This window comes from Paenibacillus sp. CFBP 13594 (assembly GCF_014842675.1).
In the GTDB taxonomy this organism is placed as follows: Bacteria; Bacillota; Bacilli; order Paenibacillales; family Paenibacillaceae; genus Paenibacillus; species Paenibacillus amylolyticus_B.
The window spans coordinates 324,640-348,070 of sequence record NZ_JACYVQ010000005.1; the positions used below are offsets into that span (position 1 = coordinate 324,640).

20 protein-coding genes are annotated in these 23,431 nt (G+C 45.8%); 8 read left to right on the forward strand and 12 right to left on the reverse strand.

The features are described from left to right. Positions 1 to 67: 67 nt before the first annotated feature. Entirely contained in the window at positions 68 to 1,237 is a 1,170-nt protein-coding gene (locus IFU39_RS18070) for a M20 family metallopeptidase (RefSeq protein ID WP_076318910.1), read from the reverse strand. A gap of 211 nt (positions 1,238 to 1,448) precedes the next feature. Here IFU39_RS18070 and IFU39_RS18075 point away from each other — a divergent pair, with 211 nt between their 5' ends. Next, positions 1,449 to 1,796, forward strand: a complete 348-nt coding sequence (locus IFU39_RS18075; protein ID WP_017687430.1) for a YugN family protein — start codon at positions 1,449 to 1,451, stop codon at positions 1,794 to 1,796. A 13-nt stretch (positions 1,797 to 1,809) separates the two neighbouring features. Then, positions 1,810 to 3,099, forward strand: a complete 1,290-nt coding sequence (gene ftsW, locus IFU39_RS18080; protein WP_192134118.1) for a putative lipid II flippase FtsW — start codon at positions 1,810 to 1,812, stop codon at positions 3,097 to 3,099. 129 nt (positions 3,100 to 3,228) lie between these two features. Here ftsW and IFU39_RS18085 read toward each other — a convergent pair whose 3' ends face one another. Further along, the gene (locus IFU39_RS18085; RefSeq protein ID WP_017687428.1) at positions 3,229 to 3,591 is read right to left on the reverse strand and encodes an Asp23/Gls24 family envelope stress response protein; all 363 of its coding nucleotides are present in this window, start codon (positions 3,589 to 3,591) and stop codon (positions 3,229 to 3,231) included. Positions 3,592 to 3,774: 183 nt separating this feature from the next. On the opposite strand from IFU39_RS18085, the gene cax reads away from it, so the two are divergent. Continuing rightward, a complete protein-coding gene (gene cax, locus IFU39_RS18090; protein ID WP_074095776.1) occupies positions 3,775 to 4,845 on the forward strand; it encodes a calcium/proton exchanger in 1,071 nt (356 codons plus the stop codon). A gap of 190 nt (positions 4,846 to 5,035) precedes the next feature. Here the strand turns inward: cax and IFU39_RS18095 are convergent, their stop codons facing one another. The 5 genes from IFU39_RS18095 to IFU39_RS18115 form a co-directional block, all read right to left on the reverse strand. Then, positions 5,036 to 5,329 (reverse strand): YlaN family protein, encoded by a 294-nt coding sequence (locus IFU39_RS18095; protein ID WP_017687426.1) that lies wholly within the window; start codon positions 5,327 to 5,329, stop codon positions 5,036 to 5,038. 225 nt (positions 5,330 to 5,554) lie between these two features. After that, positions 5,555 to 5,800 carry an HPr family phosphocarrier protein gene (locus tag IFU39_RS18100; RefSeq protein ID WP_036614658.1) on the reverse strand — a complete coding sequence of 82 codons (246 nt, stop codon included), beginning with the start codon at positions 5,798 to 5,800 and terminating at the stop codon, positions 5,555 to 5,557. Positions 5,801 to 5,896: 96 nt separating this feature from the next. Next, a complete protein-coding gene (locus IFU39_RS18105) occupies positions 5,897 to 7,012 on the reverse strand; it encodes an aminopeptidase (RefSeq protein WP_076328038.1) in 1,116 nt (371 codons plus the stop codon). A 111-nt stretch (positions 7,013 to 7,123) separates the two neighbouring features. Continuing rightward, the gene (locus IFU39_RS18110; protein WP_206759571.1) at positions 7,124 to 8,014 is read right to left on the reverse strand and encodes a hypothetical protein; all 891 of its coding nucleotides are present in this window, start codon (positions 8,012 to 8,014) and stop codon (positions 7,124 to 7,126) included. A 103-nt stretch (positions 8,015 to 8,117) separates the two neighbouring features. Continuing rightward, complete coding sequence (locus tag IFU39_RS18115; RefSeq protein WP_192134120.1) at positions 8,118 to 10,109, reverse strand: sensor domain-containing diguanylate cyclase; 1,992 nt, start codon at positions 10,107 to 10,109, stop codon at positions 8,118 to 8,120. 465 nt (positions 10,110 to 10,574) lie between these two features. Between IFU39_RS18115 and rpsD the strand changes: the two genes are divergently transcribed. The 3 genes from rpsD (at position 10,575) to IFU39_RS18130 (ending at position 16,792) form a co-directional block, all read left to right on the forward strand. Next, entirely contained in the window at positions 10,575 to 11,174 is a 600-nt protein-coding gene (gene rpsD / locus IFU39_RS18120) for a 30S ribosomal protein S4 (protein WP_076211410.1), read from the forward strand. A gap of 187 nt (positions 11,175 to 11,361) precedes the next feature. Beyond that, on the forward strand, positions 11,362 to 13,467 hold the full coding sequence (locus IFU39_RS18125) for a methyl-accepting chemotaxis protein (protein WP_091014268.1): 2,106 nt from the start codon (positions 11,362 to 11,364) through the stop codon (positions 13,465 to 13,467). 229 nt (positions 13,468 to 13,696) lie between these two features. Continuing rightward, positions 13,697 to 16,792 (forward strand): transglycosylase domain-containing protein, encoded by a 3,096-nt coding sequence (locus tag IFU39_RS18130; protein ID WP_192134121.1) that lies wholly within the window; start codon positions 13,697 to 13,699, stop codon positions 16,790 to 16,792. A 239-nt stretch (positions 16,793 to 17,031) separates the two neighbouring features. Here the strand turns inward: IFU39_RS18130 and acsA are convergent, their stop codons facing one another. Continuing rightward, positions 17,032 to 18,756, reverse strand: coding sequence for an acetate--CoA ligase (gene acsA, locus IFU39_RS18135; RefSeq protein WP_192134122.1), 1,725 nt, complete (start codon positions 18,754 to 18,756; stop codon positions 17,032 to 17,034). A 295-nt stretch (positions 18,757 to 19,051) separates the two neighbouring features. On the opposite strand from acsA, the gene IFU39_RS18140 reads away from it, so the two are divergent. Further along, positions 19,052 to 19,684, forward strand: a complete 633-nt coding sequence (locus IFU39_RS18140; protein ID WP_091014259.1) for a GNAT family N-acetyltransferase — start codon at positions 19,052 to 19,054, stop codon at positions 19,682 to 19,684. Positions 19,685 to 19,794: 110 nt separating this feature from the next. Here the strand turns inward: IFU39_RS18140 and IFU39_RS18145 are convergent, their stop codons facing one another. The 4 genes from IFU39_RS18145 to IFU39_RS18160 all read right to left on the reverse strand — a co-directional run bounded on the left by IFU39_RS18145 (position 19,795) and on the right by IFU39_RS18160 (position 22,599). Continuing rightward, complete coding sequence (locus tag IFU39_RS18145; protein ID WP_091014256.1) at positions 19,795 to 20,490, reverse strand: 5'-methylthioadenosine/adenosylhomocysteine nucleosidase; 696 nt, start codon at positions 20,488 to 20,490, stop codon at positions 19,795 to 19,797. A gap of 119 nt (positions 20,491 to 20,609) precedes the next feature. Next, the gene (ccpA, locus tag IFU39_RS18150; protein WP_036614690.1) at positions 20,610 to 21,623 is read right to left on the reverse strand and encodes a catabolite control protein A; all 1,014 of its coding nucleotides are present in this window, start codon (positions 21,621 to 21,623) and stop codon (positions 20,610 to 20,612) included. Between the two features lie 92 nt (positions 21,624 to 21,715). Next, positions 21,716 to 22,063 carry a bacillithiol system redox-active protein YtxJ gene (gene ytxJ / locus IFU39_RS18155; protein WP_192134123.1) on the reverse strand — a complete coding sequence of 116 codons (348 nt, stop codon included), beginning with the start codon at positions 22,061 to 22,063 and terminating at the stop codon, positions 21,716 to 21,718. A 122-nt stretch (positions 22,064 to 22,185) separates the two neighbouring features. Next, positions 22,186 to 22,599: a hypothetical protein gene (locus IFU39_RS18160; protein WP_091014249.1), complete on the reverse strand. Its 414-nt coding sequence runs from the start codon at positions 22,597 to 22,599 to the stop codon at positions 22,186 to 22,188. Positions 22,600 to 22,875: 276 nt separating this feature from the next. Here IFU39_RS18160 and IFU39_RS18165 point away from each other — a divergent pair, with 276 nt between their 5' ends. Then, complete coding sequence (locus tag IFU39_RS18165) at positions 22,876 to 23,400, forward strand: type 1 glutamine amidotransferase domain-containing protein (RefSeq protein ID WP_036674874.1); 525 nt, start codon at positions 22,876 to 22,878, stop codon at positions 23,398 to 23,400. The last annotated feature ends 31 nt before the right edge of the window (positions 23,401 to 23,431 follow it).

Here is a 23,431-nt window from a genome sequence, read left to right on the forward strand (position 1 = left end):
TAAAAATCCACAAAAAAACATCCTGCCCATACCTCGGTATGAACAGGATGCCCAACTAGCTATAAAGTCATTCGGCTGTGTAACCCTTGGCCATGGCGATAAATAATCTCACGGCAGTCTGCATTGCGTCTTCATCAAAATCAAACATCGGATGATGATGCGGATAGATCGCATTTTTATCCGGGTTGCCTGCTCCAACAAACATAAAGCACCCTGGCACCTTCTGCAGATAATACGCAAAATCTTCCGCTGGCATCAGCATGGGGGATGCTTGCACTCGTTCTGCCCCAAATAATTCTGTAGCTTCTCTGAAGAAACGTGCTGTCTCCTGTTCATCGTTCACCACAGGCGGATATCCCATAATATATTTCACTTGCGTCTCTGCCCCATAAGCTGCCCCTGTCTGGGCTACCATGGTAAGCACGCGCTCTTTCATCCCGTTTCGGGTCTCTTCATCAAACGTTCTTACCGTACCGCTCATTTTGCATTGCTCTGCAATTACATTCTGAGCCGAGCCCGCCTGCATTGTACCAATGGTCAGCACCGCCGGTTGCAATGGATCAACCGAACGACTGACAACGGTCTGAAGCTGCATCACAAGCGCAGAACCCGCGATGAGACTATCTATCGTGGATTGTGGCATCCCGCCATGTCCACCTTTGCCTTTGATCTCAATGTAAAAATCGTCCGCCGCAGCCATCATCGGTCCTGCTTTGCTGGCAACAACACCTACAGGCAGCGGGGTCCACAGATGAATGCCATATATGACATCCACGCCTTCAAGCGCACCATCCGCAATGACCTGGACTGCACCGCCCGGAAGCAGCTCTTCTGCTGGCTGGAACAAAAAGCGAATCTCGCCTTGGATCTCCTGCTTGTGACGGCTGAAATACAATGCCGTACCGAGCAAGATGGAGATATGACCATCGTGGCCACATGCATGCATCGCTCCTGCTTGTTGTGATGCATACTCGATATTCTTCTCATCTTGAATGGGCAGTGCATCCATATCGGCTCGCAGCATGACGACAGGACCCGGCTTGTCCCCACGGATTGTACCAATGACCCCGTGACCACCAACATGACGCCTCACTTCAACGCCAAAACTCTCCAACATATCCGCTACAAAAGAGGATGTCTTCTCCTCATGAAAGGAAACCTCTGGATTGCGATGAAGGTGACGCCGCCATTCCACCATGTGGATCTGTAGATCTTCCCACCATATATTATTAGTCATGTCTCTCCACCCTTTCAATCTTGAAACGGGACTTATATCAAGCCCGAGCCTTCCTCTTCAAACCTATTGCTATATATTGTAGCAGAATTGGAAGAAAACCGATACGAAACGCCTTGGGAAAGCTTGCACGGGAAGGGGAAACATACTATCATGAACTAGAGAAATACTCGAGAAATTATACTCGGAAGCTTATGAGGAGGATCAAACGCTTATGATTTTTGAGAATACAGGCTTGGATGGCTTGAAGAGCGACTTGGCATACCTGGATGAGAGCGCCGAGAAAGTCGGATTTGTCCGGTGGCAATGGGAATATTACCGTGCTACATATGACTACAAAATTGAAGATGAACAAACCAACTCAGAATACTTTGTACGGATTAATACCCGCGCTGTGGAAGGCAAATTGGAAAAACCGGATACCGTTCTTGCTGTGGAAGCAGTATACCTCGGCAAAGCCACTTTCCCTCACGGCCTGGATTATGACTCTTCCGTTCCGCAACCAGTCGTGAAGCTGGCAGCCCAAAAATTACAGCAGCTTAAAGAACTGCTGGAAGCATAGGCTGGGCCAAACGATGAAACAACAAACGGCCCAAACGAAAACGAAGAGAGGCACGCCGGATTTTCAACTGCTAATCCTCACTTTATTGTTGGTGGGCTTTGGACTGGTGATGGTATTCAGCTCCAGTTCCAGCATTGCAATCGCAAGCGAAAGATTTAACAATGATGCCCTTTACTTCACGAAAAAACAACTTATGTGGGCGATTATCGGTCTATTTGGCATGTTTTTTGCCATGAATATCCGCTTCAACAAGTACAAAAAGCTCTATGCACCATTTTTTCTGTTCACTACGGTACTGCTTCTCATTGTGTTGGTCGCAGGTAAGAAGGTAAACGGTGCCCGAAGCTGGATTGAAATTGTCGGCTTCAGTCTTCAGCCTGCCGAGTTTGCCAAAATTGCTATTATTCTGTACCTCTCTGCTCTGATTACCAAAAAAGGCGAGAAATTTAGAGTTTTCAAGACAGGGTATTTTCCCGTCCTGTTCATCGTTGGATTCATCGCAGGACTGATCATGCTGCAACCAGACTTTGGTACCACCTTCATTCTGGTGTCCACTTGTGGTCTCTTGATTTATGCCGGTGGAGCTAGTATGAAACATATCCTGGGTTCAATTCTCTTGGTTGTACTCGGTGGGGCACTGGCGTTTGGAGTTAATTCCCTGTTTTCTTCCGCTTCGCCTTCCGACGCAACGAACACTACAACAGCGGTCACTGCGGAGCAGAACTACAAGATCGGACGTATTCAAGCTTTCCTGGATCCATTATCCGATATTAATGGCGGAAGTCTTAACCTCTACCGTTCCCTTGTTGCCATTGGTGATGGCGGCATGACAGGTTCCGGGATTGGACAAGGTACGATGAAGCTGCACTATTTGCCAAACGCGTATAATGACTTTATTTTCTCCGTAATTGGTGAGGAGCTTGGATTCATCGGAAGTGCATTATTCCTGCTTGTTTACCTGTACTTCATCTGGCGCGGAATTATTGTCTCTCTCCGCTGTCCCGATCCATTCGGAACATTGGTCGGCATAGGTATCATGGGACTAATCGCGATTCAGGCATTTATCAACATCGGTGGTGTTACTCAGACCATTCCGGTGACGGGTGTTACGCTTCCGTTTATCAGCTATGGGGGTACCTCACTCTTTGTAATGATGGTTGCCATGGGCATTCTGCTCAGTATCTCACGTACTAACAATCTGGACGTGATCAAGGAAGAGAAAACGAAGTCCGTAACTGTACAGACACAGACTCGTACCTCTCCTGCTCTTCGTTCACGGGAGTCCATCCGTCGGATTCGATAAAAAAGCAACACACAGAAAAGGCTGTGCACCCAATGGATGCGCAGCCTTTTCTGTGTACTGAATAAACTCTGTCTATCAAGATGAAGAACAGGTCAATATCGCTCTGTTCTCCATTGCGGATTGCGATTTCTACAGATCGTCGCCTTTGAAAGATACACCTTCTACCTTTACATTGACTTCAACCACGCGTAATCCGGTCATGGTCTCTACCGCTTCTCTTACATTCTGCTGAAGCATACGGGAAACTTCATGAATCGGGGTTTCGTACAGGACGATGATGCGCAGGTCAATGGCTGCTTCCAGCTGGCCGACCTCAACGCTCACGCCTTTCTGTACGTTTTTACCGCTGAGTCGCTTCGCCCAGCCCTCTGACAATCCTCCAGACATTGCGGCAATTCCGGGTGTTTCCATTGCAGCCATTCCGGCAATTTTTGCAACCACGTCATCGGCAATCCGGATGTTTCCGCTCTCCAGTTGAAGTTGTTCTGCCATGCCACATCCTCCTTCACTTCGTTACTCGTATTTTAAATCCTTTCCACCCCAAAAAGCAAATTAAACTCAAAAAGATGCGTTTACAACCTACCACCATTTGGTTATATTGAAATATGAAAATAATCTCATAAGCGATTTACAGTGTAATTCAAAACAAAATAATTTATAACCGAGGTGTTTGTTGTGAGAAACCGGATTTCATCCATTTTGCTGATTGCGTTCTTTGCACTCAGTGCCATCGCCCACTACATGAAATGGGATTCGATTCTACAGTTCGTGATATCAGCCATTTCGGTTATTTTTGTGGCCGGTTTTTTAGGCAAAGCCACCGAAAATGTGGCCCACTACGCCGGACAGCGGCTAGGTGGATTCTTGAATGCCACCTTCGGCAATGCCGCCGAATTGATCATCGCCATTTTCCTCGTCAAAGAGGGACTGTTCGACATGGTCAAAGCAAGTCTGACAGGTTCCATCATCGGAAATCTGCTGTTAGTGCTCGGGTTAAGTATTTTTGCCGGGGGACTCAAGTTCAAAATTCAGAATTATAATGTTTCACTCGCAGGTCTGAATGGTTCCCTGATGATTGTTGCCATCATTGCCCTGTTTATTCCGGCAGTCTTTCTCAATACACATTCCATTACACAGAAAGACACCAATACACTTAGTCTCATCGTGGCCGGATTGCTCATTCTCGCGTATATTGCGTGGTTGCTATTCTCCATGGTGACACATAAGAACTACCTTGCAGACGTCACTGAGGATCGCGATGAAGAGCTACCTCATGAGCATGCTCCGGCGTGGTCCAAGAAAAAATCTATTCTCTACCTGGTGCTCGCAACAGTCATGGTTGCTTTCGTCAGTGAATGGCTGGTGGGCACGCTTGAAGTCTTCACTTCGGAATTTGGACTTAGCGAACTGTTTGTCGGTGCATTCCTTGTGGCCATCATCGGTAATGCGGCCGAACACAGTGCAGCCATCATGCTTGCCATGAAAAATAAAATAGGAGCCGCGGTTGAAATTGCGGTTGGCAGCAGCTTGCAGATCGCACTCTTCGTTGCTCCTGTACTGATTTTTGTCAGCTACTTCACAGGCAGAACCATGGATATCGTATTCACAACGATTGAACTGGTCGCCATCGGCGTATCCGTATTTATTGCAAAGTCCATTACCCAAGATGGTTCAACGAATTGGTACGAAGGTTTACTCCTGCTCGTGGTATATATCATACTCGGTGTTTCCTTCTTCTTGGTGTAACAACCAGACCCTCACGTAGCCATCATTAAAATAAACAAGCCACAAGAGGCAGTCCGAATTTACATTCGGTGCTGTCTCTTTGTTTGTATACGCCTTCGGGCTGGGCTTGCATTCCAGTCCCGTTCAGACGCACAAAAAAAGCATGCATAAACGCCTGCATGCCTTCTATTCTGACCCGCGCATTTGCAGGCTATTGCTCATTCTTCTTGTTCAAGGCTTCATATAAAATTGCCAAATTCCGCTCAAGCGCGCTAACCAGCTGCTTACCTGCACCTTCTGGAAGGAGCCCTGCACGAACAGCAAAATCAACTTCTTTGGAGAACCCATACATCTGTGTATCCAATACTTCCTCATAGAGAGGGCAGTAGCGGGTAGCCAGATTCTCCATCTGTACTTCAATAAGCTTCTGTATTTTATCTGCATCTTCTTGAAGAAGACTGATCGCTTTCAAATTCAGCTGGTCCTGCAGATCAGATGAAGTCATGCATTTTTCCCCCCTATGTCCCAAAAATCGCGTAAAGACGTTCTACCTCTAATATTAGACGAAATGAAGAGCTAATACAAGAACCTGACCAAAATAAGCCCGCAAAGTTAAGCCTTTTGTTGAAGCTTAATCCACCTGTTCCAGCCACGTCCAGACGAGTATTCAGATCATTCCATGCCAAAAAACACCCCTGCCAAAAAAGGCAAAGGTGCTTCTTGAGAGCTATTACTCAGATGCGATGCTTACATTCAGTCCATGCTTGGCAAATACTTCTGACATGGCTGCTTTCGCTTCAACTGCATCTGGACCATGAACATGCAGTTCATAGCTGTGCGTGCTGATCAGCGTTGTAAACAATCCGAGAATACTTTTCACATCGATATACTTGTTCTCCGAATGAAGCACGATTGAAGAAGTAAACTTGCCTGCTGTTTGAGCAATTTCTACTACAGCCGCATTATTACTCGACATAGGAATCCCTCCGTCTTTTTACGATTGGTATCATCTATTAATTACCACTACATGATACCGTGAATCCGCTTTCCTAGCAACAGCAAAATCCTGTTCTTACTTCAAACGGTCCGGATTCAAGCATTCCAGTTCAGGAATAACAAAGATACCGTCTTTACGAATCAGCACATCGTCAAAATAAATCTCCCCGCCGCCATAATCCGGACGCTGGATTAACACCAGATCCCAGTGGATAGACGAGCGGTTGCCATTGTCCGTTTCTTCGTATGCCTGACCTGGCGTAAAGTGCAAGCTGCCTGCGATTTTTTCATCGAACAGGATATCTTTCATCGGATGCAGAATATGCGGGTTAAATCCAATCGCGAATTCACCAATATGACGAGCACCCTCATCCGAATTCAAAATTTCATTCAAACGCTCTGTGTCGTTGCTTGTTGCTTCAACAATTTTGCCATCCTTGAACGTGAACTTGATATTTTCAAAAGTCACTCCATTGTACAGGGTTGGCGAGTTATAACTAATTGTTCCGTTCACGGAATTACGCACAGGGGCACTGTACACTTCGCCATCCGGGATATTCTTTTGGCCAGAACATTTCTCTGCACCGATATCTTTAATGGAGAAGCTCAGCTCTGTTCCAGGTCCGGTGATACGAACTTTGTCTGTCCGCTTCATCAGGTTAGCGAGCGAGTCCTGCGCTTTATCCATTTTGGCGTAATCCAGATTACATACGTCGAAGTAGAAATCTTCGAACGCTTCTGTACTAGTATTGGCGAGTTGCGCCATACTTGCGTTAGGGTAACGAAGTACAACCCATTTCGTATGTTTGACACGTTGTTCGCTATGTACCGGGTGGGAGTATAATGAATTGTACATTTTCATTTTTTCTTCCGGCACATCGGACAGATCATTCACATTTTCTCCCGCACGAATACCGATATAACAATCCATCTGTTTCATCCGGTTCAGATCAATCTCTGCCCATGTTTTCATCATTTCTTCTGTGGCATTTTTCAGCATCGCACGCTGTACGGTTTTATCAGTCAACTGTACAAAGACGTTACCACCTTTTTTTCCTACCTCTTCAATAATGGCGTTAATCAGATCACGTTCCGATCCAATCATTTCAACCAATACATTTTCACCAGGCTGAACATCTACTGAATAGCCTACCAGGTTTGCTGCAAGCTTTTGAATTCTTGGGTCTTTCATCTTGGTAAAATCCTCCTGTCATCTGCCATACTTAAATTGAACAACGGTAAATTACGATACTATTGTAGCACGCGAACAGTCATCCCGTCAGCAGGCAGTCCCTCACTTCGTTTATTGATATGACTTGAAGTTTACATCGGTGACAAGGGCTTCTTTGTTACTTTTACGGTTGTTGTCCGTGTAACTCATCTGACTTTCAGAGGATAAACGAAGAGGCAGACTGCTCTTCCGATCTACCGTGAGATGATATACCGTCTGCACGCTCGCTTGTTTCATCATCTGTTGCATCGTTGTTTCACCCTGTTTCCAAACTTTCTCCAGATCCTTCTCAAGCTTCTCCTTACGCGCCCCTTTCACCGAAGCTGCCTTATGCATATATTCTGCCCGAATGGCGTTCATCTCGTCGTTTAGCTGGGTTACAGCCCATGATTTAGCGTCTTCCGGTGCAAGTTCAATCCGTAATGTTCTGGTTCGACGACCAGCGCCATACTCCGATTGGATGGTTTTGTGCATCCCATCGATCTTCTCCAATTGGGCAATTGGGTTAAAACGAGAAAGAGACCCACGCAGCGGCTCATGCTGCGCTGACAATGCCATCCATTGCCCTTGTTTCCGCTCGAAAGAGGCGCTAAACCCACTGGGCTGTCCATTATTTTTTACGGCAGTTGTTTGAATGCCTGTCCCCACAGCAGTTACTTCTCCAGGTAATCGGGTCTGAAGGGTCAGACGATCATGATTCTCCAGCTTGCCTTCAAACTTGAACTGATTCTCGAACAGCCCACTGTTCTCCCGTCGAAGTCCTGCCTCTCCTTCAAAACTCAACGTTTCTTTTCCCGCTATCCCCGATAAAGCCAAGGAAAAAACCTCTTCAGGCGTTTGATCTCGCTGGATTAATCCACAACCCGGAACACCAATAATCACGATGCTCACAAATAACCATAATGTACGTACCGAATGGCGGTTAAACATGTCTATCTTCATCCTTCCGTGAACTTTCTCCATAGATTGCCCCGCCCGTATACGCTTATACTTCCTTCTACACACAACTTGATTCTCCCATGCACAAAAAAAAAGAGAACGACTCCGCAATTGGAATTGTTCTCTCTTAACGTGTTACATTCTGTTCCTCTACAACGATTCTGTTCCGACCACCATTCTTGGCGCTGTACAAAGCCATATCAGCCCGATAAAACAAGGACTCTACACTGACCTTTTCATCCATCCAATTCCACTCTGCGATGCCACTGGATACCGTAACGGGCGGTCTGGTCTCTTCTGCGACTCTCTTTCGAATCACTTCCGCATAATCTAACGCCTGCCTTACACTCACCTGTGGCATATAGATCGCCAGTTCTTCTCCACCCCATCTGGCACAGACATCCTCCGAGCGAACAGAGCTCGTGACGATCTCACTCACTTGCTTCAATACTTGATCCCCCGTCTGGTGTCCGAATGTGTCATTCACCTGTTTGAACTGATCAATATCCACCACTATGAGGGAGCCACAGAATTCATGAGCCTGTCGCTCGTGAATTACACTATCCAGATAATGCCTCACATACAGACCTGTCAACATATCCAGATTAGCCAAGCGCCGAACCTCGGCATGCAGCGTGGCATTTGACAGGGCAAGCCCGATATGAATGGATAACATCTGCAAGAGCCGATAGTTATCATATGAAAAGTAATGCTCTCTACTATGTCCCAACAAAATGGCACCCTTCACTTCACCATTAACTCTGATCGGTGATGCAATAAGTGACATGGACCCCGTATCTTCCATGAAAAAGGAGGACACTTTATCATATTGCGCATAATTGACTATAATAAGCGGTTCCTCTGTTCGATAGATCAAGCCTGCGATACCGTAGTCTACAGAAAAGGATTGGTGAAAAACATCTTTCACGTTAGATGACATCACTTCAAAGTCATTGGTACTGTCATTGAGTTGAAGAATGCAACACGTTTCAGCCTGGAATATTTCCTTTAACTCTTGCTCGGATAATTGATAAATCTCCGAAAGATGGAGGCTCTTGTTCAACCGCTGTGTAAGATCATTAATTAAACGGAGTTCCTGAATTAACATATTGGATTGTTCATGCAACTTGGCGTTCTCAAAGGCCGTTCCGGCAGTGTCTACCATCATCGTAATCAATTGCAAGTCCGATTCTTCCATAATCTCTTCATTCATTTCGATATGGAACACACCGTATATGCCTTGTTTACCTTTCAGCGGAATCCCTACATCTACAATGCGGTTCTCTGCATCATGTGAGCGAGCAACAATCAGCTTACCTTCCATAAAAGAACGCACACAAATATCTTCTCCTCGCTCGTGGACAAGCAACGGTTTAATCCGTGGATCAGAGTTGCTCTGATCCTGAGACATATACAATTCGATATAAGTGGCCGGGTACAAGTAATCCATACTGTCAAATACCTCATCCAATATGGCCTCGACATCCATTTTGTCATGCATTCTCTGAACAATCTGAAAGAGGATGGACCTCCGGTGTTCCTCACGGGCTGTTTGTTCATGAGCATGTAACAGGTCCGTCATAAATATGTATTCGAATCTTCGGTAAAAGCAGGTGTGATAATGCAATGCCTCAGATTGAACCACAGCTTCAGACGTTTCATATCCATTGGATTCATAGATCACAGCAGTGAATACGGCAAACATATCCTTGTTAGTTCTGGAGAATAAGGGATGTGTTATTATAAGATATTCTCCGTGTTCGCTTGTCCCTTTAAGGGACAGGACCTGTCTCTTATCCAAACATTCCAATACCAGCCTGCGTGCATTTACGCCCGGATCAGCTTCATGATCGCTATCGTATCCTATGCAATCACCTTCTGTGTTCCACACGCTGTAAAAGGTTGATGGTCTAGCCAGCCTTGAACCCACTCTGGAGTTCCAGTCACTGTATGCCTGCTCTAGCAAGCCGCCCAAATATGAAAAATCAAAAGGTGTGATATCCATTTTTTGCATCCACAACACATGCTCATCATGAGAACGAGGAGCGGCAAAAGATGCGGAATCGCCCGAACTTCTTGAATTCAAGCTGGCAGGTAAACTTCTTAGATGTTCTAACATGTCAGGCGCTCCTTTGCACCGTTTTTGCATCCACCAGGATGCATTAATCTGCAGACGTTATCGCAAACCTGCAAATCCGTTGCGATAACCTTGTTACATAAAGATGATTTAAAGTTAAGATACAATCTATTTTACTCTGTTTAAACCTTTTTTGCATCCATATTTCAGAAAATTGTCCCATTATTTTAGGCCCAATGACCTATCGACAAATTTAGACGTTTTTTTGCTTTTATTCTGCGCTTGACTTTGTTTCTCTTAAACTGTAATATAAATTGTTGATGAAGACTACTAATGGGTCTTTAAATTTGGGCATTACCGGTTGTGTCACCCTCATTCTTTTTGTTGCTTTCAGGACAGCGGCTGAACTTTCCTGATCGTTCTATGCGAGGCCAAGCCCGCATCAACAAATTGGAGCGCAAACAGAGCCCTAATATGAACTTTAACTAAAAAGGAGCTACTTTAAACATGGCACGTTACACTGGTCCTAAATTTAAATTGAGCCGTCGCCTCGGCATTTCCCTTAGCGGAACAGGCAAAGAATTGAAACGCCCTTTCCCTCCAGGTCAGCACGGAGCTAACCAACGCAGAAAAATGAGCAACTACGGTATGCAATTGCAAGAAAAACAAAAATTGCGCCACATGTACGGTTTAGGCGAGAAGCAATTCCGCACACTGTTCTCTAAAGCTCAAAAAATGCAAGGTATTGCCGGTGAGAACTTCATGTTCTTGCTTGAGTGCCGCCTTGACAACCTCGTTTACCGCCTTGGGTTTGCTAACTCCCGCGCTGGAGCGCGTCAGTTGGTAGCACACGGTCACGTAACTGTAAACGGCAAAAAAGTCGATATCGCTTCTTACCAAGTAAGCACTGGTGATGTAATCGGCTTGCGTGAGAAGAGCCGCGCTCTTTCTTCCATTAAAGAAGCTTTGGAAGGCCGTTCGCATCTTCCAGCATACGTTGAATACAACGAAGCAGCTGTAGAAGGTAAATTCATCCGCTTGCCTGAGCGTGCTGAATTGTCCCAAGACATCGATGAAAAACAAATCGTCGAGTTCTACAACCGTTAATCGTTGCAATCACATTAAAGTTTCAATCCAAACAGCTGTCGAGATTTTCTCGGCAGCTGTTTTTCTATGCTTTTTTTTAATTATCTTCATTATAGGAACGTAAATAACGATATAAAATATAGACTCCCTTCAGGAGAAGCACACATCCATATATACATCACAAGAATGACATCGAGGGGGATTAAACATGCATTTTTTTCGCAATCGCAAGCTCGCTGTTAAGCTTGGACTTTTACTCGGGATCGTATTACTCTGTTGTATTGGAGCCCTGATTGCATTTAATACCAAATCCATTTACGACAAAAGCCTCCAGTACGGCGAAACCGTTGCTGGACAGGCAGCAAACCGGGCTACGAATGAGTTTATGACTGACATTAATCAGGTTAAAAACACGTTGGACACCATGAGTACCACGTTATTGGATGCTGCTCAGAACGGATCACTCAACCGTGAAGAGGTCGTCAGACTCCTTGAACAATATCTGAAGAAGGACGAGAAAGTTTTTGGCTTTTATACGGGCTGGGAACCAAATGCCTTTGATGGAAACGATGCGGAGCACATCAACAAAAAAGAATATGATGATGGTACGGGTCGATTCGTTCCATACGTTATACGTGATGGCAACTCCCTGCATTTTGAGCCTATGCCTACTTATGAGGGAAGCGGTGAAACCAGTACTTACTATCAGCAGCCAAAGAAAACCAAATCCATCTATTGGTCCGAGCCTGTTACCTATACGGTTGGTGGTAAAGAAACACTGCTCGTTTCGATTGTCCTCCCTCTATTAGATGAAAACAAAAATTTTCTGGGCATTGTTGGGGCCGACTTTACCATTGATCGTTTTCAGCAAAATATAGCATCACTTAATCCGGATCAGGGTTATGCCATGCTTATTACTAGTGAAGGACAGATTGCTGCACACGGCTCCAAACCGGAACTGGCTAATGAAGGTGCCGTAATTCCATCTGAAATGAAGACAGTCATTCAGCGTATACAGTCTGGCGAATCTCAGTTTTACGCTACGGACCCTGAATTAGGTGAAGAACTGTTTATTGCCGAGCCCGCCAGGTTACAAGGAACGGATTCAAACTGGTACCTTGTATCGGCGCTGCCAAAGAGCCATATCCTTCAACCTTTCTATGACAGCTTGAACTGGTCCATACTGATTGCGGCACTGGCAGTGCTTATGCTTGCAGGTGTGGTTACCTACACTATCGTCTCCATTGTAAGGCAGTTGAATCAAGTTAATATCGTCGCTGGACAGCTGGCTGGTGGAGATTTGACACAAAAGTTACCTGTACGATCCAAAGATGAATTTGGCATCATGGCGGGTCATATGAATCAGATGATGGATACATTGCGACATACCATATCGGTTATATCCGAACATGCTTTATCTGTCGGCTCCACCTCTCAACAGTTGACCGCAGGTGCCGAAGAAACAGGTAAAGCAGCCGAACTGATTGCATTAACAGGAGTCGAACTTGCAGATAAAGCAGGTAAACAGGTGCAGGAGCTGCAAGAGTCCTCCCGCTCCATGAATGAAATATCTGCAGGGATCGGAAGAATTGCAAAGGCCGCCTCCGATGTATCCGATTCATCACGAACTGTGGCCGAACGAACAACCATCGGAACGGATAAGATTCAGTCCGCTATGCGTATGGTCGATAGTGCCACTTCTTCTGTGCAGACGTCGATGACCGCACTGGAGAATTTCCGCCAACGTTCGGAAGAGATTGGCCATATTACAGGCATGATCACAGAAGTTAGCCGTCAAACCAACCTACTTGCACTTAATGCTTCCATTGAAGCATCGCGAGCAGGTGAACACGGGCGCGGGTTTGGTGTTGTTGCTTCCGAGATTCGTAATCTGGCTGAACAATCCAGAGTATCAGCAGCGCAGATTGCAGCGTTAATTCATAGCGTTCAGCAAGAGGTCCTTTCTCTCGTTGAAAATATGGGACATGGGAATGCCGAGGTGAGCCATATAGCGGAAGTGATTAATGAAAGTGGTGAACTATTCCTCTCCATTTCATCACAGATTACAGATGTTAATGAGCAGATTGAACATGTCTCAGCTATTGCACAGCAGATGTCAGCTGGATCACAGCAGGTTGATGCCACGTTAGTGCAACTCAAAACCATTGGTCATGAGACAGCAGATCATGCAACTCGTGTTGCCTCTGCCTCTGAAGAACAACTCGCATCCATGGAAGAGATTACGGCGGCATCTGCCTCACTGGCTAATCTTACGCAGGAGCTATTAGAACTGATTCAACGCTTCAAAACCTAATGTAGAAGACCTCCAAAACGACAAGTCATTCAGGCCACCCTATGCACCTCAGCATGGAGGTGGCCTGCTTATTTTGGCTTACAACTCATGAAATGTGCTTCAATATCGCATGATATATAGCATAATGCATGGCAGAATGGCAAATTTCGACCATTACTTGTATTTCTCAGGCATGCAAACCCGCCTTTTTATGCTATAATAAGTGCTGTTAAAAGGAGGAAGACACTGAATGGTTGATGTTAATAAGAAAAAGCCCGATGAACAGCCTGTACGCAAACGCAGTTTTGCCCGCAGACTGGGAAGTTTCGTCAAATGGATGGTTGTCCTTGGATTTATGGGGGCACTATTTGTAGGCGGTGCTTTGATGGGATACGTCAGTTCCATTGTGAAAGACGAGCCTGTCCGTTCAAGGGCCCTGATTGAACAAAAAGTCAGCGAAAACTCCATCACAGGCTTTGCTTACTTTGCCGACGGCAGTCCGATCGGTCAATTACGTACGGAAGAAGACAGGCGTCCGGTCACTACAGACCAGATCCCACAAAAGGTTATTGATGCTGTCATTTCGATTGAAGACAATCATTTTTACGAACATAAAGGTGTAGACATGAGCGGAACTCTACGTGCCGTGAAACAGAAAGTGCTGAAAGAATCAGTACAAACCGGCGGTAGTACACTGACTCAGCAATTGGCGCGTCGTGTGTTTTTGAATCTGGATCGCACGGAAGATCGGAAAGTGAAAGAAATTTTGCTCTCACTCCGACTCGAACGTTTCCTGACCAAAGACGAGATCATGACAGCCTATCTGAACAAAGTTCCTTTTGGTAATGGTTCCAGCGGATACAACGTTTACGGAATCAAGGCGGCCGCCAAAGGATTGTTCAATATTAACGATCTGGAAAAAATCAACATTGCTCAAGCTGCTTATCTTGCTGGATTGCCACAACTCCCCTCCTCTTACTCCGCTTTTAACGGTAAAGGTGATTTTGTAGAGGAGAATTTTGACCGCGCAATCAACCGTCAGCATCTGGTACTGCGCCGTATGCTTGAACTGGGCAAGATCAATCAGTCCGAGTATGACAAAGCTCTTGCTTTTGATATCAAAAGCTCACTTGCTCCGAAGACCATCAAGGCTTACAACACTTATCCATATCTTATGATGGAAACGGAACGACAAGCTGCACAGATTTTGATGAAACAGTTGAATTCCGACACAGCTGAATCTACTGACAAAGATACGGATGCAGACACACCTCAGAAGGAAAGCAGTGCATTATTAGAGGAAGCTCAGACGCAACTGCGGACAGGTGGATATCGTATATACACGACCATCAACAAAAGTATCTACAAAACGATGCGTACCATTGCGGAAGATGACAGCAATTTCTCAGCAGATGATCCTGTCAAAGGAAAAGAACAAACTGCTGCCATGCTGATTAATCACAAAACCGGTGCTATTCTGGGCATGATTGAGGGACGGGATTTCCAGGATGAACAGATGAACTACGCAACGCAGATGATACGTCAGCCAGGTTCAACGATGAAACCTATTGCAGCTTATCTGCCAGCTCTGGATGAAGGTCTTGTCCAACCTGCTTCTATTATTGATGACTCACCGATCATTCTCAAAAATGGTCCGAGCGGCTACCACATTGCCAAGAATGCCAACAACCGGTATCAGGGACTGGTCACTGCCCGCAGAGCACTGAACTATTCTCTTAATATACCGGCTCTGAAGTTGTTTAATGAAGAAGTAGGGATCGAGAAGGCTTGGACCTTCTCCAAGAAACTGGGGATTACCACCATTCAGAAGGAAGACTATCAGGCTCAGACAGGTGTTCTCGGAGGTCTCCAATACGGTGTAACCGTTGAAGAATTAACCAGTGCCTATGGTGCTATCGCCAATAATGGTGTATACAACGATTCTTACATGATTAGCAAAATTGTAGATTCCAAAGGAAACATCGTTTATAAACACGATACTGAACCTGTCCAAGCCTTCTCGGAGCAGACAGCATACCTGATGACCGATATGCTGCGGACCGTTATTACAGAAGGAACGGCAGATAAAGTACGTGAGAATTACAAATATTCGAAGAGTGTGCCGATTGTAGGTAAAACGGGTTCCACTCAAAACTACGCAGATGTCTGGTTTGAAGGTTATACACCAGATGTCACACTTGGCGTGTGGGTTGGATACAAACAGCCAGTGAACACGCTGGAAAGTAAATCACAGAGAAAACGTGCGCAGCAACTGTGGTCGAAAATACTGAACGAAGTGATCGATACGCAAAAAGATCTGTTTGTCACGGATTCGTTCAAAAAACCATCTGGCATCGAAACGCGCACGGTGTCGGCATACAGTGGCAAGTTACCAACATCCATGACTGACAAATTTGTTACGGATATTTTCAACAGCAAGTTTGTTCCGAAGGATAGCGATGACGGTGTAGCCAAAGCCAAGTACATTACTTACAATGGTGTAAACTATATTCCACGTGACGGAACACCTTCGGACATGTTGAAGGAAAAAACAGTAATCAAGCGTAAAAAACCAATCTCGGATCTCATCAAAGAATTGCAAAATGCATTCTCACGTATGAGTCGACATGAGTCACTTGCTTATTATCTTCCTGAAGATGCTGGTGCAGACATGCCAACACAGATTGATCCAAGGACAGATAATGGCAAAGCTCCTGATGCACCAGGTAACGTACGCATCTCAACCTCAGGTGACAGAGCTGTCATTACATTTAATTCCACACCTGAAAATGATGTCGTGGGTTATCGTCTGTACCGTTCTGTAAACGGTGGAGGATTCCAGAACCAGGGTCAGGTTGTCTTGGCCGGTGAATCCAGATCATTCTCTGCATATGCAGCGCAAGGCGGCAACTTCGCCTTCTATGTAACGGCAGTGGATGTTGCCGGCAGGGAGTCTGCTCCTAGCGCTACAGTAAATAGTGCTGGTGTAGCTCCTCCTGTGGAAGAAGAGATTGATGAACCGATTGAAGTTCCAGGTACAGTCATTACCCCGGGAGAAACGCAGACCGATAATACAACAACGACAGCTCCAGGCACACCTGGTCAAGTCAGCGTATCCGCCCTCACTCAAGGACTGCGTATTCAATGGGCATCCAGTCCAAACGCAGATAGTTATACTGTATATTACAGTGAAACAGGCTCGGCTCCTTACACCAAAATTGGAACAACAGCGGGAAATACCATGGATTATGGAGTACCCGCATCGACCAGTGGATGGTTTAAGGTATCTGCCAGCAACAGTGCGGGTGAATCCGAACCTTCTGCAGCCATACATTTTCAACCCTGATTCAGACATAGCGTTCCAAAACAAGCCGCATCCTCAGACTGTATCTGAGTGTGCGGCTTTTTATTTGTATTTACAGCAGCCAAAAAGCCTGCTTCATGCCATTGGCATAAAACAGGCTTTTACAATCCATTTTAATGGGTAGAGTCACCGGATTGACTTCTCGTAGAGTATTAATCTCTCCCCACAGCCAGTTGTATTACCATCGATACCGACACATTGATGATCCTTGCACTGTCGTGTTAGTCTTCAATGGTGGATAGATCTCCTGTTGGCAGATCAAGCTCCCAGGCCTTCAGCACACGGCGCATGATCTTGCCGGAACGTGTCTTGGGCAGTTTATCCTTAAACTCAATCTCACGCGGAGCAGCGTGGGCAGACAGGCCCTCTTTGACAAAACGATAGATCTCTTCTTTCAGCTCCGGTGTCGCCTCATATCCTTCACGAAGCGCCACAAAGGCCTTGATGATCTCCCCACGTGTCACATCCGGCTTACCGATTACACCCGCCTCTGCTACCGCAGGATGCTCCACGAGCTTGCTCTCCACCTCAAAGGGGCCGATACGCTCGCCTGACGAATTAATCACATCATCAATCCGTCCCTGGAACCAGAAATATCCTTCTTCATCCATATAAGCGGAGTCACCGGATACATACCAGCCCGTAAGCCTGAAATACTCCTCGTATTTCACAGGGTTATTCCAGATCTTCGCCATCATGGATGGCCATGGTGCCCGTATGGCCAGATTACCCATACTGTACGGCGGCAATTCCTGCCCGCGATCATCAATAATCGCTGCTTCGATTCCAGGTAACGGACGTCCCATGGAGCCAGGCTTGATCGGCATTCCGGGATAGTTACAGATCAGCTGTGCACCTGTTTCCGTCATCCACCATGTATCATGAATTCGCTGACCATAGGCTTTCCACCCCCAACGAACAACCTCCGGATTGAGCGGTTCACCGACAGACATGACATGACGCAGACTTCTCAGATCATGCTGGGCAATGGTCTCTTCTCCCGCTCCCATCAGCATACGGAAGGCCGTTGGTGCACTGTACCAGATCGTGACTTTGTTCTTCTGGATGGTGCTGTACCAATCTTGAGGACTGAAACGACCACCCCGTATCACATTGGTCACTCCGTTGAGCCATGGAGCAAAGATACCGTAAGAAGTGCCTGTCACCCAGCCAGGGTCAGCAGTGCACCAGTACACATCATCCTCACGTAAATCCAGAACAACCTTACCTGTATAATAGTGCTGAATCATGGCATTTTGAACATGGTATACCCCTTTGGGTTTCCCCGTAGAGCCTGAGGTATAATGAATAAGCAAACCATCCTCACGATTTAGCCACTCTACCTCCATCTCATCCGAAGCGGCAGACATCTCTGCATCAAAATCGATGAGTCCTTCTTCAGTCTGCGCGCCCCCACCCACAATAAATATATGTTTGAGTTCGGGCAATTCGGAACGTTTGATCCGTTTCAGTAATTCCGGAGTGGTGACGAGTGCTACTGCTCCGCTATCCTCCAGCCGATCCTTCACAGCCGTTTCCATAAAAGCTTCGAACAAAGGGCCCGCGATGGCTCCAGCTTTCAATATGCCCAGAAGACTAAAATACAGCTCAGGGCTTCGAGGCATAAAAATAAACACCCGTTCCCCTTTGGCTATACCATATTTGCGGAGAACGTTCCCGAACCGACTCGACTGTTCACTCAGATCAGCGAAAGTATAGGACTCTTCACGTGAAGCATCGCTATACAATAAAGCGGTTTTTCCGCCCCTTCCTTCCAGTACATGACGATCAATCGCTTCATGCGCCATGTTAACTTTTCCGCTGGCGTGCCACGTAAAGTGCCTTTCCACCGATTCCCAATCGAACCGGCTTCTCGCCTCCGTGTAATCGCCCAGATTAGATTCAGACACAACCGTTTGCAGCATCTCACCATGTGCTTGACTCATGCTTGCCAGCCTCCTTCAACTCGACATTTCGATTCCCGTCAGGGGTCAATTCTCATTGCCTTTGTGTTGACTGAACTTCCAGTTAGCGCTTACATTAGTAGAGAGAACTTCTCATCATGTACTTGCTCGGCCAAACAGATGTTAACCATACTGTACTGAATTGTGAACATTTTTTGTCTACGCAATTATAGCAAATCTTTTCAATTGTCGTCTATGGCTTTTCAATTTTTTGGATTTTTGCTATAACGGACCTTTTGAACAACCTCTATAAGTAGGAGAGAGAGGAGCATGAACCATGGAACATATCAAAGAACATCATATGCGTTCCATCTTCAAGTCCGGCCACCGAATTACTGTTGAAGGCCCCGTGCAGGCCGAGGAGATAACACGTCTTGCCTTCCATCCGGATCTGGATGCCTTTCGGCGACCAACGGAGCAGCAGGAAGCTCTGGCCGAGATCGCAGCATTACCTGAAGGGCGGATTATCATTGCACATGAAAATGAAACGATTATCGGTTATGTAACCTTTCACTATGCGGATGATTGTGAACGATGGTCCGAGGGCAACATGACTGATCTGATTGAGCTTGGAGCAATCGAGGTTGCGGACGACTATCGCTCGCTTGGCATTGGACGTGAAATGTTGCTTACGGCTCTGGAAGATAAATACATGGAGAATTACATTATTTTCACCACAGAATATTATTGGCATTGGGATCTGAAGGGCAGCGGACTAAACGTATGGGATTATCGTAAAATGATGGAGAGGCTTATGGAAACGATCGACATGACCTGGTATGCAACAGACGACCCCGAAATCTGTTCACATCCTGCGAACTGTTTGATGGTGCGAATCGGAAGTCAGGTGCCGATCACATCAGAAGAACAGTTTGATCGTGTACGCTTTCGCTATCGGTTCATGTACTAATTCAATGATCTGTTCGAAAAACGATATACATAACAAAAACCGCCTCTCGCAGCGTTGCTCCATACTTCATGGAACAGCTAATCGAAAGGCGGTTTTTCAAGTTACTCCCATTACATATTTTCTAACATATGCTCCACAATACGGTGTGAACGCTGGGAAGATTCCACGGTAAATTCAGCAAAATTGACATGCGCCGAACCATCCGCTTTATCTGACATCCCACGCAGGACAACAAATGGTACTCGATTCATGTAACAGACCTGAGCAACTGCTGCCCCTTCCATCTCGGCACATGCACCGTCCATTTCGGTATATAACATATTAACCGTATCTTTATTTGCAATAAATTGGTCTCCAGATAACACTTTACCGATCAGATAATTGGCTCCCTGAGCTTTACATGCTTCTTCAGCCAGTGTAATAAGCGAAGCCTCGGCAGGGAATGCAGATGTTTCCTGGTAAGGGATAACCCCGCGTGCGAACCCCAGTGGCGTTACATCCATGTCGTGCTGAACACATACAGACGATATAACCATATCTCCGATGTTCAGATCGGGGTTAACTGCACCCGCAACACCTGTGAAGATAATCCGATTAACCTGAAAACGATCAATCAAGATCTGCGTCGTAACCGCTGCATTTACTTTACCTACGCCTGATTTGCACACGACAATGTGCTTGCCCAGCCACTCGCCTGCAACGTATGTAATGCCGGTTTGTTTAACCGTCTCAAGCTGCTTCATACCTGCCAGCAAAAGCTCGACTTCCTCATCCATCGCTCCGATAATCCCAATCGTTTCACGCATCTTCCGATACCTCCTGTTTTCACTTTTAACCTCATTCAGCACAAAAGCTCCGTCTCCGGAGCTTTCGCATATCCACTATGTAGAGAGAATGACTTCTCCCTTACTGTATATAATCCCGATTAAACTACATCTGCGTGACTTACAGACAGACGAAGAATCGTTTCATGCGGCAAAATAACCCGTGGGTTCTCTACATTTTCTTTCTTCATCAACTTGGTCAGCAAACGCATCGCTACTGCGCCAAGGTCGTACATTGGCTGAGCCACTGTTGTCAACTGAGGACGCACCATGGAAGCCATACGGATGTTATCCACACTAATAATGGAGAAGTCATCCGGTACTTTCAGACCGTCATCCTGAATGCTGTGAATGGCACCAATTGCCATTTCATCTGTAGCAGCAAAGATAGCTGATGGTTTTTTCTTGAGTCCAAGGAAATATTTCATTGCTTCCACACCGGATTCATATCGATAGTTACCAATTCGAACAAGATCCTCCTGGTATTCAATCCCCGCTGCTTCCAGTGCTTTTTTGTATCCTTGGAAACGGGCATATCCATTCGCCGGATCTTGCAGTGTACCACTAATCATCGCAATTTCCTTGTGTCCATGACGAATCAGGGTGTTTACCGCGTCAAACGCAGCCGCCTCATGGTCAATATCCACCGAAGGGAATGTGCCCTTCTCATCACTCGTTGCACAAAGTACGATCGGCACAGCCGCAGACTGGAACGCCTGAATGTGTTCGTCCGTTACTGTTCCACCCATGAAGAGCAGTCCGTCTACTTGCTTTTCGAGCAACGTGTTAATAACACGAATTTCTTTTTCTTTCTTCTTATCTGCATTACACAAAATAATATTGTAGTGATACATATTCGCAATATCTTCAATTCCGCGGGCAATCTCCGCGAAGGTTGAGTTCGAAATATCTGGAATAACGACCCCGACCGTGGTTGTCTTCTTGCTTGCCAGACCTCTGGCTACCGCATTCGGACGATATCCCAACCGTTCGATCGCTTCATATACTTTTTTCCGCGTTTGCGGTTTGACATTAGGGTTATTATTAACTACCCGTGATACCGTTGCCATAGACACTCCAGCTTCACGTGCCACATCATAAATGGTTACCGTCACAGTACTTCTCTCCATTACCAGTAAATTTTCATACCATTTTCATTAAGATTTATATTACGACAAATTTTTGCATTAATCAATTAAAATAGGCTTTAGGACTCACTCAAAACATTCGTAAGTGTGGTTCTAGTAATATCTGAATGGGAAGTATGCCATACAGGAATTCCCTTTTTAATCAGGATCGCCTGTGGAGATTCATGCTTAACACCCAGCTTATCTGCTGCTTCATTGGATACTGGGCGATCTTCCACAACATAGATGATGCCGTATTTCACATTTTCATTGGCATTGTTATGCAAATAATCGTTCATCTCCTGATAAGCGTTTGAGCTGATCGGACAGCGCGTGCTATGCTTAAACAGAAGCAAAGGTTGATCCTTGGTAGCCTCCACCGCGGAGTTTAGCTGTTCAATACTTGTCATTTTAGTCATGTCAGCCATTAGATATACATCCCCCTTTACCAGGAATACCGCTATGTTGAGCGTTTTCACTCTTCGATATCTTAACAAAAAGTACGCGAAAAAGCCAATTTTCATGAAAACAAGCATTTTACACGTCAAAATTAGACAGCATTTGAGAAGTACTCCTGCCACACAAATCCGGATAATTGACTTAATCTGCGCTCCGTGGTCTCAATCCACGCTGTATCACCAGACTTCGTTGCGTAGCCCATAATGTCCAGCAACAAATTGATACGCTCCTCCACTGCTTGCTGCATTCGATATTCCATCTCCCGATCAGTCGCATCCGGCCAGGCTAGCAGTAACTCATGAAACAGGTCTGCCAGTTCATTACGTTCACCAAAAGATACATCTTGTTTCACGGGCTGTTCACCCAATGTGTTAATGCATTCTGTTAAGTCCGGCTTGACCGGCGGAAGCACTTCATATGATACACAGTCTGTACACGCAAATACGGGTACGTTTCGAATCTCCACTTTTTTGGCGTATACCACTGTTCTTAATTCCAACTCCATTACATGTCCACATCTGCACGACTTGCGCACCACCATCACCTCATTCGTTCTATACTCTATATAAGTACCATTCGACCTATTTCGGCTCAAATCCTGCTATAAACGAAAGGTTGCACAAATTACCACTCCCTCCAGATGAAGGTTGTCGAATGCAGGCAGTTACTGACTTGTAATCGCTTCCTCCAAACTGAATATGCACTTCCATGAAGTCCCTTGGAGAATCTGTTACAATTAAAGACGCAACAGACCTAATCACCGCAAAAAGGAGAGATGGACATGAGATTAACTGGTAAAAAAGTCATCGCTCTGGTCGATGAAGAATTCGAGGATTTGGAATTGTGGTACCCTGTGCATCGTGTTCGTGAAGAAGGTGCAGAAGTGCATCTTGCTGGAGAGAAAAAAGGAAAAACCTATATTGGCAAATATGGTGTGCCTGCTGAAGCCGAATACAGTTTCGATGAACTCGATAGTTCAGATTACGATGGCATTCTCGTGCCAGGCGGCTGGGCGCCAGACAAGCTGCGTCGTTATCCCAAAGTACTCGAGCTTGTGAAGGAAATGAATGCAGATCGGAAACCGATTGGGCAGATCTGTCATGCGGGCTGGGTGCTGATTTCTGCCAAAATTCTGGACGGGGTTACAGTAACCTCTACACCAGGCATTCGGGATGACATGGAAAATGCAGGTGCCATCTGGAAAGATGAAGCCGTTGTTGTTGATGGACATATCATCTCAGCTCGTCGCCCGCCTGACCTTCCACCTTATGGCAAAGCATTCTGTGATGCACTCGCTGACAAGTAAAAATAACCCCACTGTGCTCTCATGCACAGTG

Coding starts and splice junctions, on each gene's coding strand:
- IFU39_RS18070 (WP_076318910.1), bottom strand. CDS start 1,237: ATGACTAATAATATATGGTGGGAAGATCTACAGATCCACATGGTGGAA.
- IFU39_RS18075 (WP_017687430.1), top strand. CDS start 1,449: ATGATTTTTGAGAATACAGGCTTGGATGGCTTGAAGAGCGACTTGGCA.
- ftsW (WP_192134118.1), top strand. CDS start 1,810: ATGAAACAACAAACGGCCCAAACGAAAACGAAGAGAGGCACGCCGGAT.
- IFU39_RS18085 (WP_017687428.1), bottom strand. CDS start 3,591: ATGGCAGAACAACTTCAACTGGAGAGCGGAAACATCCGGATTGCCGAT.
- IFU39_RS18095 (WP_017687426.1), bottom strand. CDS start 5,329: ATGACTTCATCTGATCTGCAGGACCAGCTGAATTTGAAAGCGATCAGT.
- IFU39_RS18100 (WP_036614658.1), bottom strand. CDS start 5,800: ATGTCGAGTAATAATGCGGCTGTAGTAGAAATTGCTCAAACAGCAGGC.
- IFU39_RS18105 (WP_076328038.1), bottom strand. CDS start 7,012: ATGAAAGACCCAAGAATTCAAAAGCTTGCAGCAAACCTGGTAGGCTAT.
- IFU39_RS18110 (WP_206759571.1), bottom strand. CDS start 8,014: ATGGAGAAAGTTCACGGAAGGATGAAGATAGACATGTTTAACCGCCAT.
- IFU39_RS18115 (WP_192134120.1), bottom strand. CDS start 10,109: ATGTTAGAACATCTAAGAAGTTTACCTGCCAGCTTGAATTCAAGAAGT.
- rpsD (WP_076211410.1), top strand. CDS start 10,575: ATGGCACGTTACACTGGTCCTAAATTTAAATTGAGCCGTCGCCTCGGC.
- IFU39_RS18125 (WP_091014268.1), top strand. CDS start 11,362: ATGCATTTTTTTCGCAATCGCAAGCTCGCTGTTAAGCTTGGACTTTTA.
- IFU39_RS18130 (WP_192134121.1), top strand. CDS start 13,697: ATGGTTGATGTTAATAAGAAAAAGCCCGATGAACAGCCTGTACGCAAA.
- acsA (WP_192134122.1), bottom strand. CDS start 18,756: ATGAGTCAAGCACATGGTGAGATGCTGCAAACGGTTGTGTCTGAATCT.
- IFU39_RS18140 (WP_091014259.1), top strand. CDS start 19,052: ATGGAACATATCAAAGAACATCATATGCGTTCCATCTTCAAGTCCGGC.
- IFU39_RS18145 (WP_091014256.1), bottom strand. CDS start 20,490: ATGCGTGAAACGATTGGGATTATCGGAGCGATGGATGAGGAAGTCGAG.
- ytxJ (WP_192134123.1), bottom strand. CDS start 22,063: ATGGCTGACATGACTAAAATGACAAGTATTGAACAGCTAAACTCCGCG.
- IFU39_RS18160 (WP_091014249.1), bottom strand. CDS start 22,599: ATGGAGTTGGAATTAAGAACAGTGGTATACGCCAAAAAAGTGGAGATT.
- IFU39_RS18165 (WP_036674874.1), top strand. CDS start 22,876: ATGAGATTAACTGGTAAAAAAGTCATCGCTCTGGTCGATGAAGAATTC.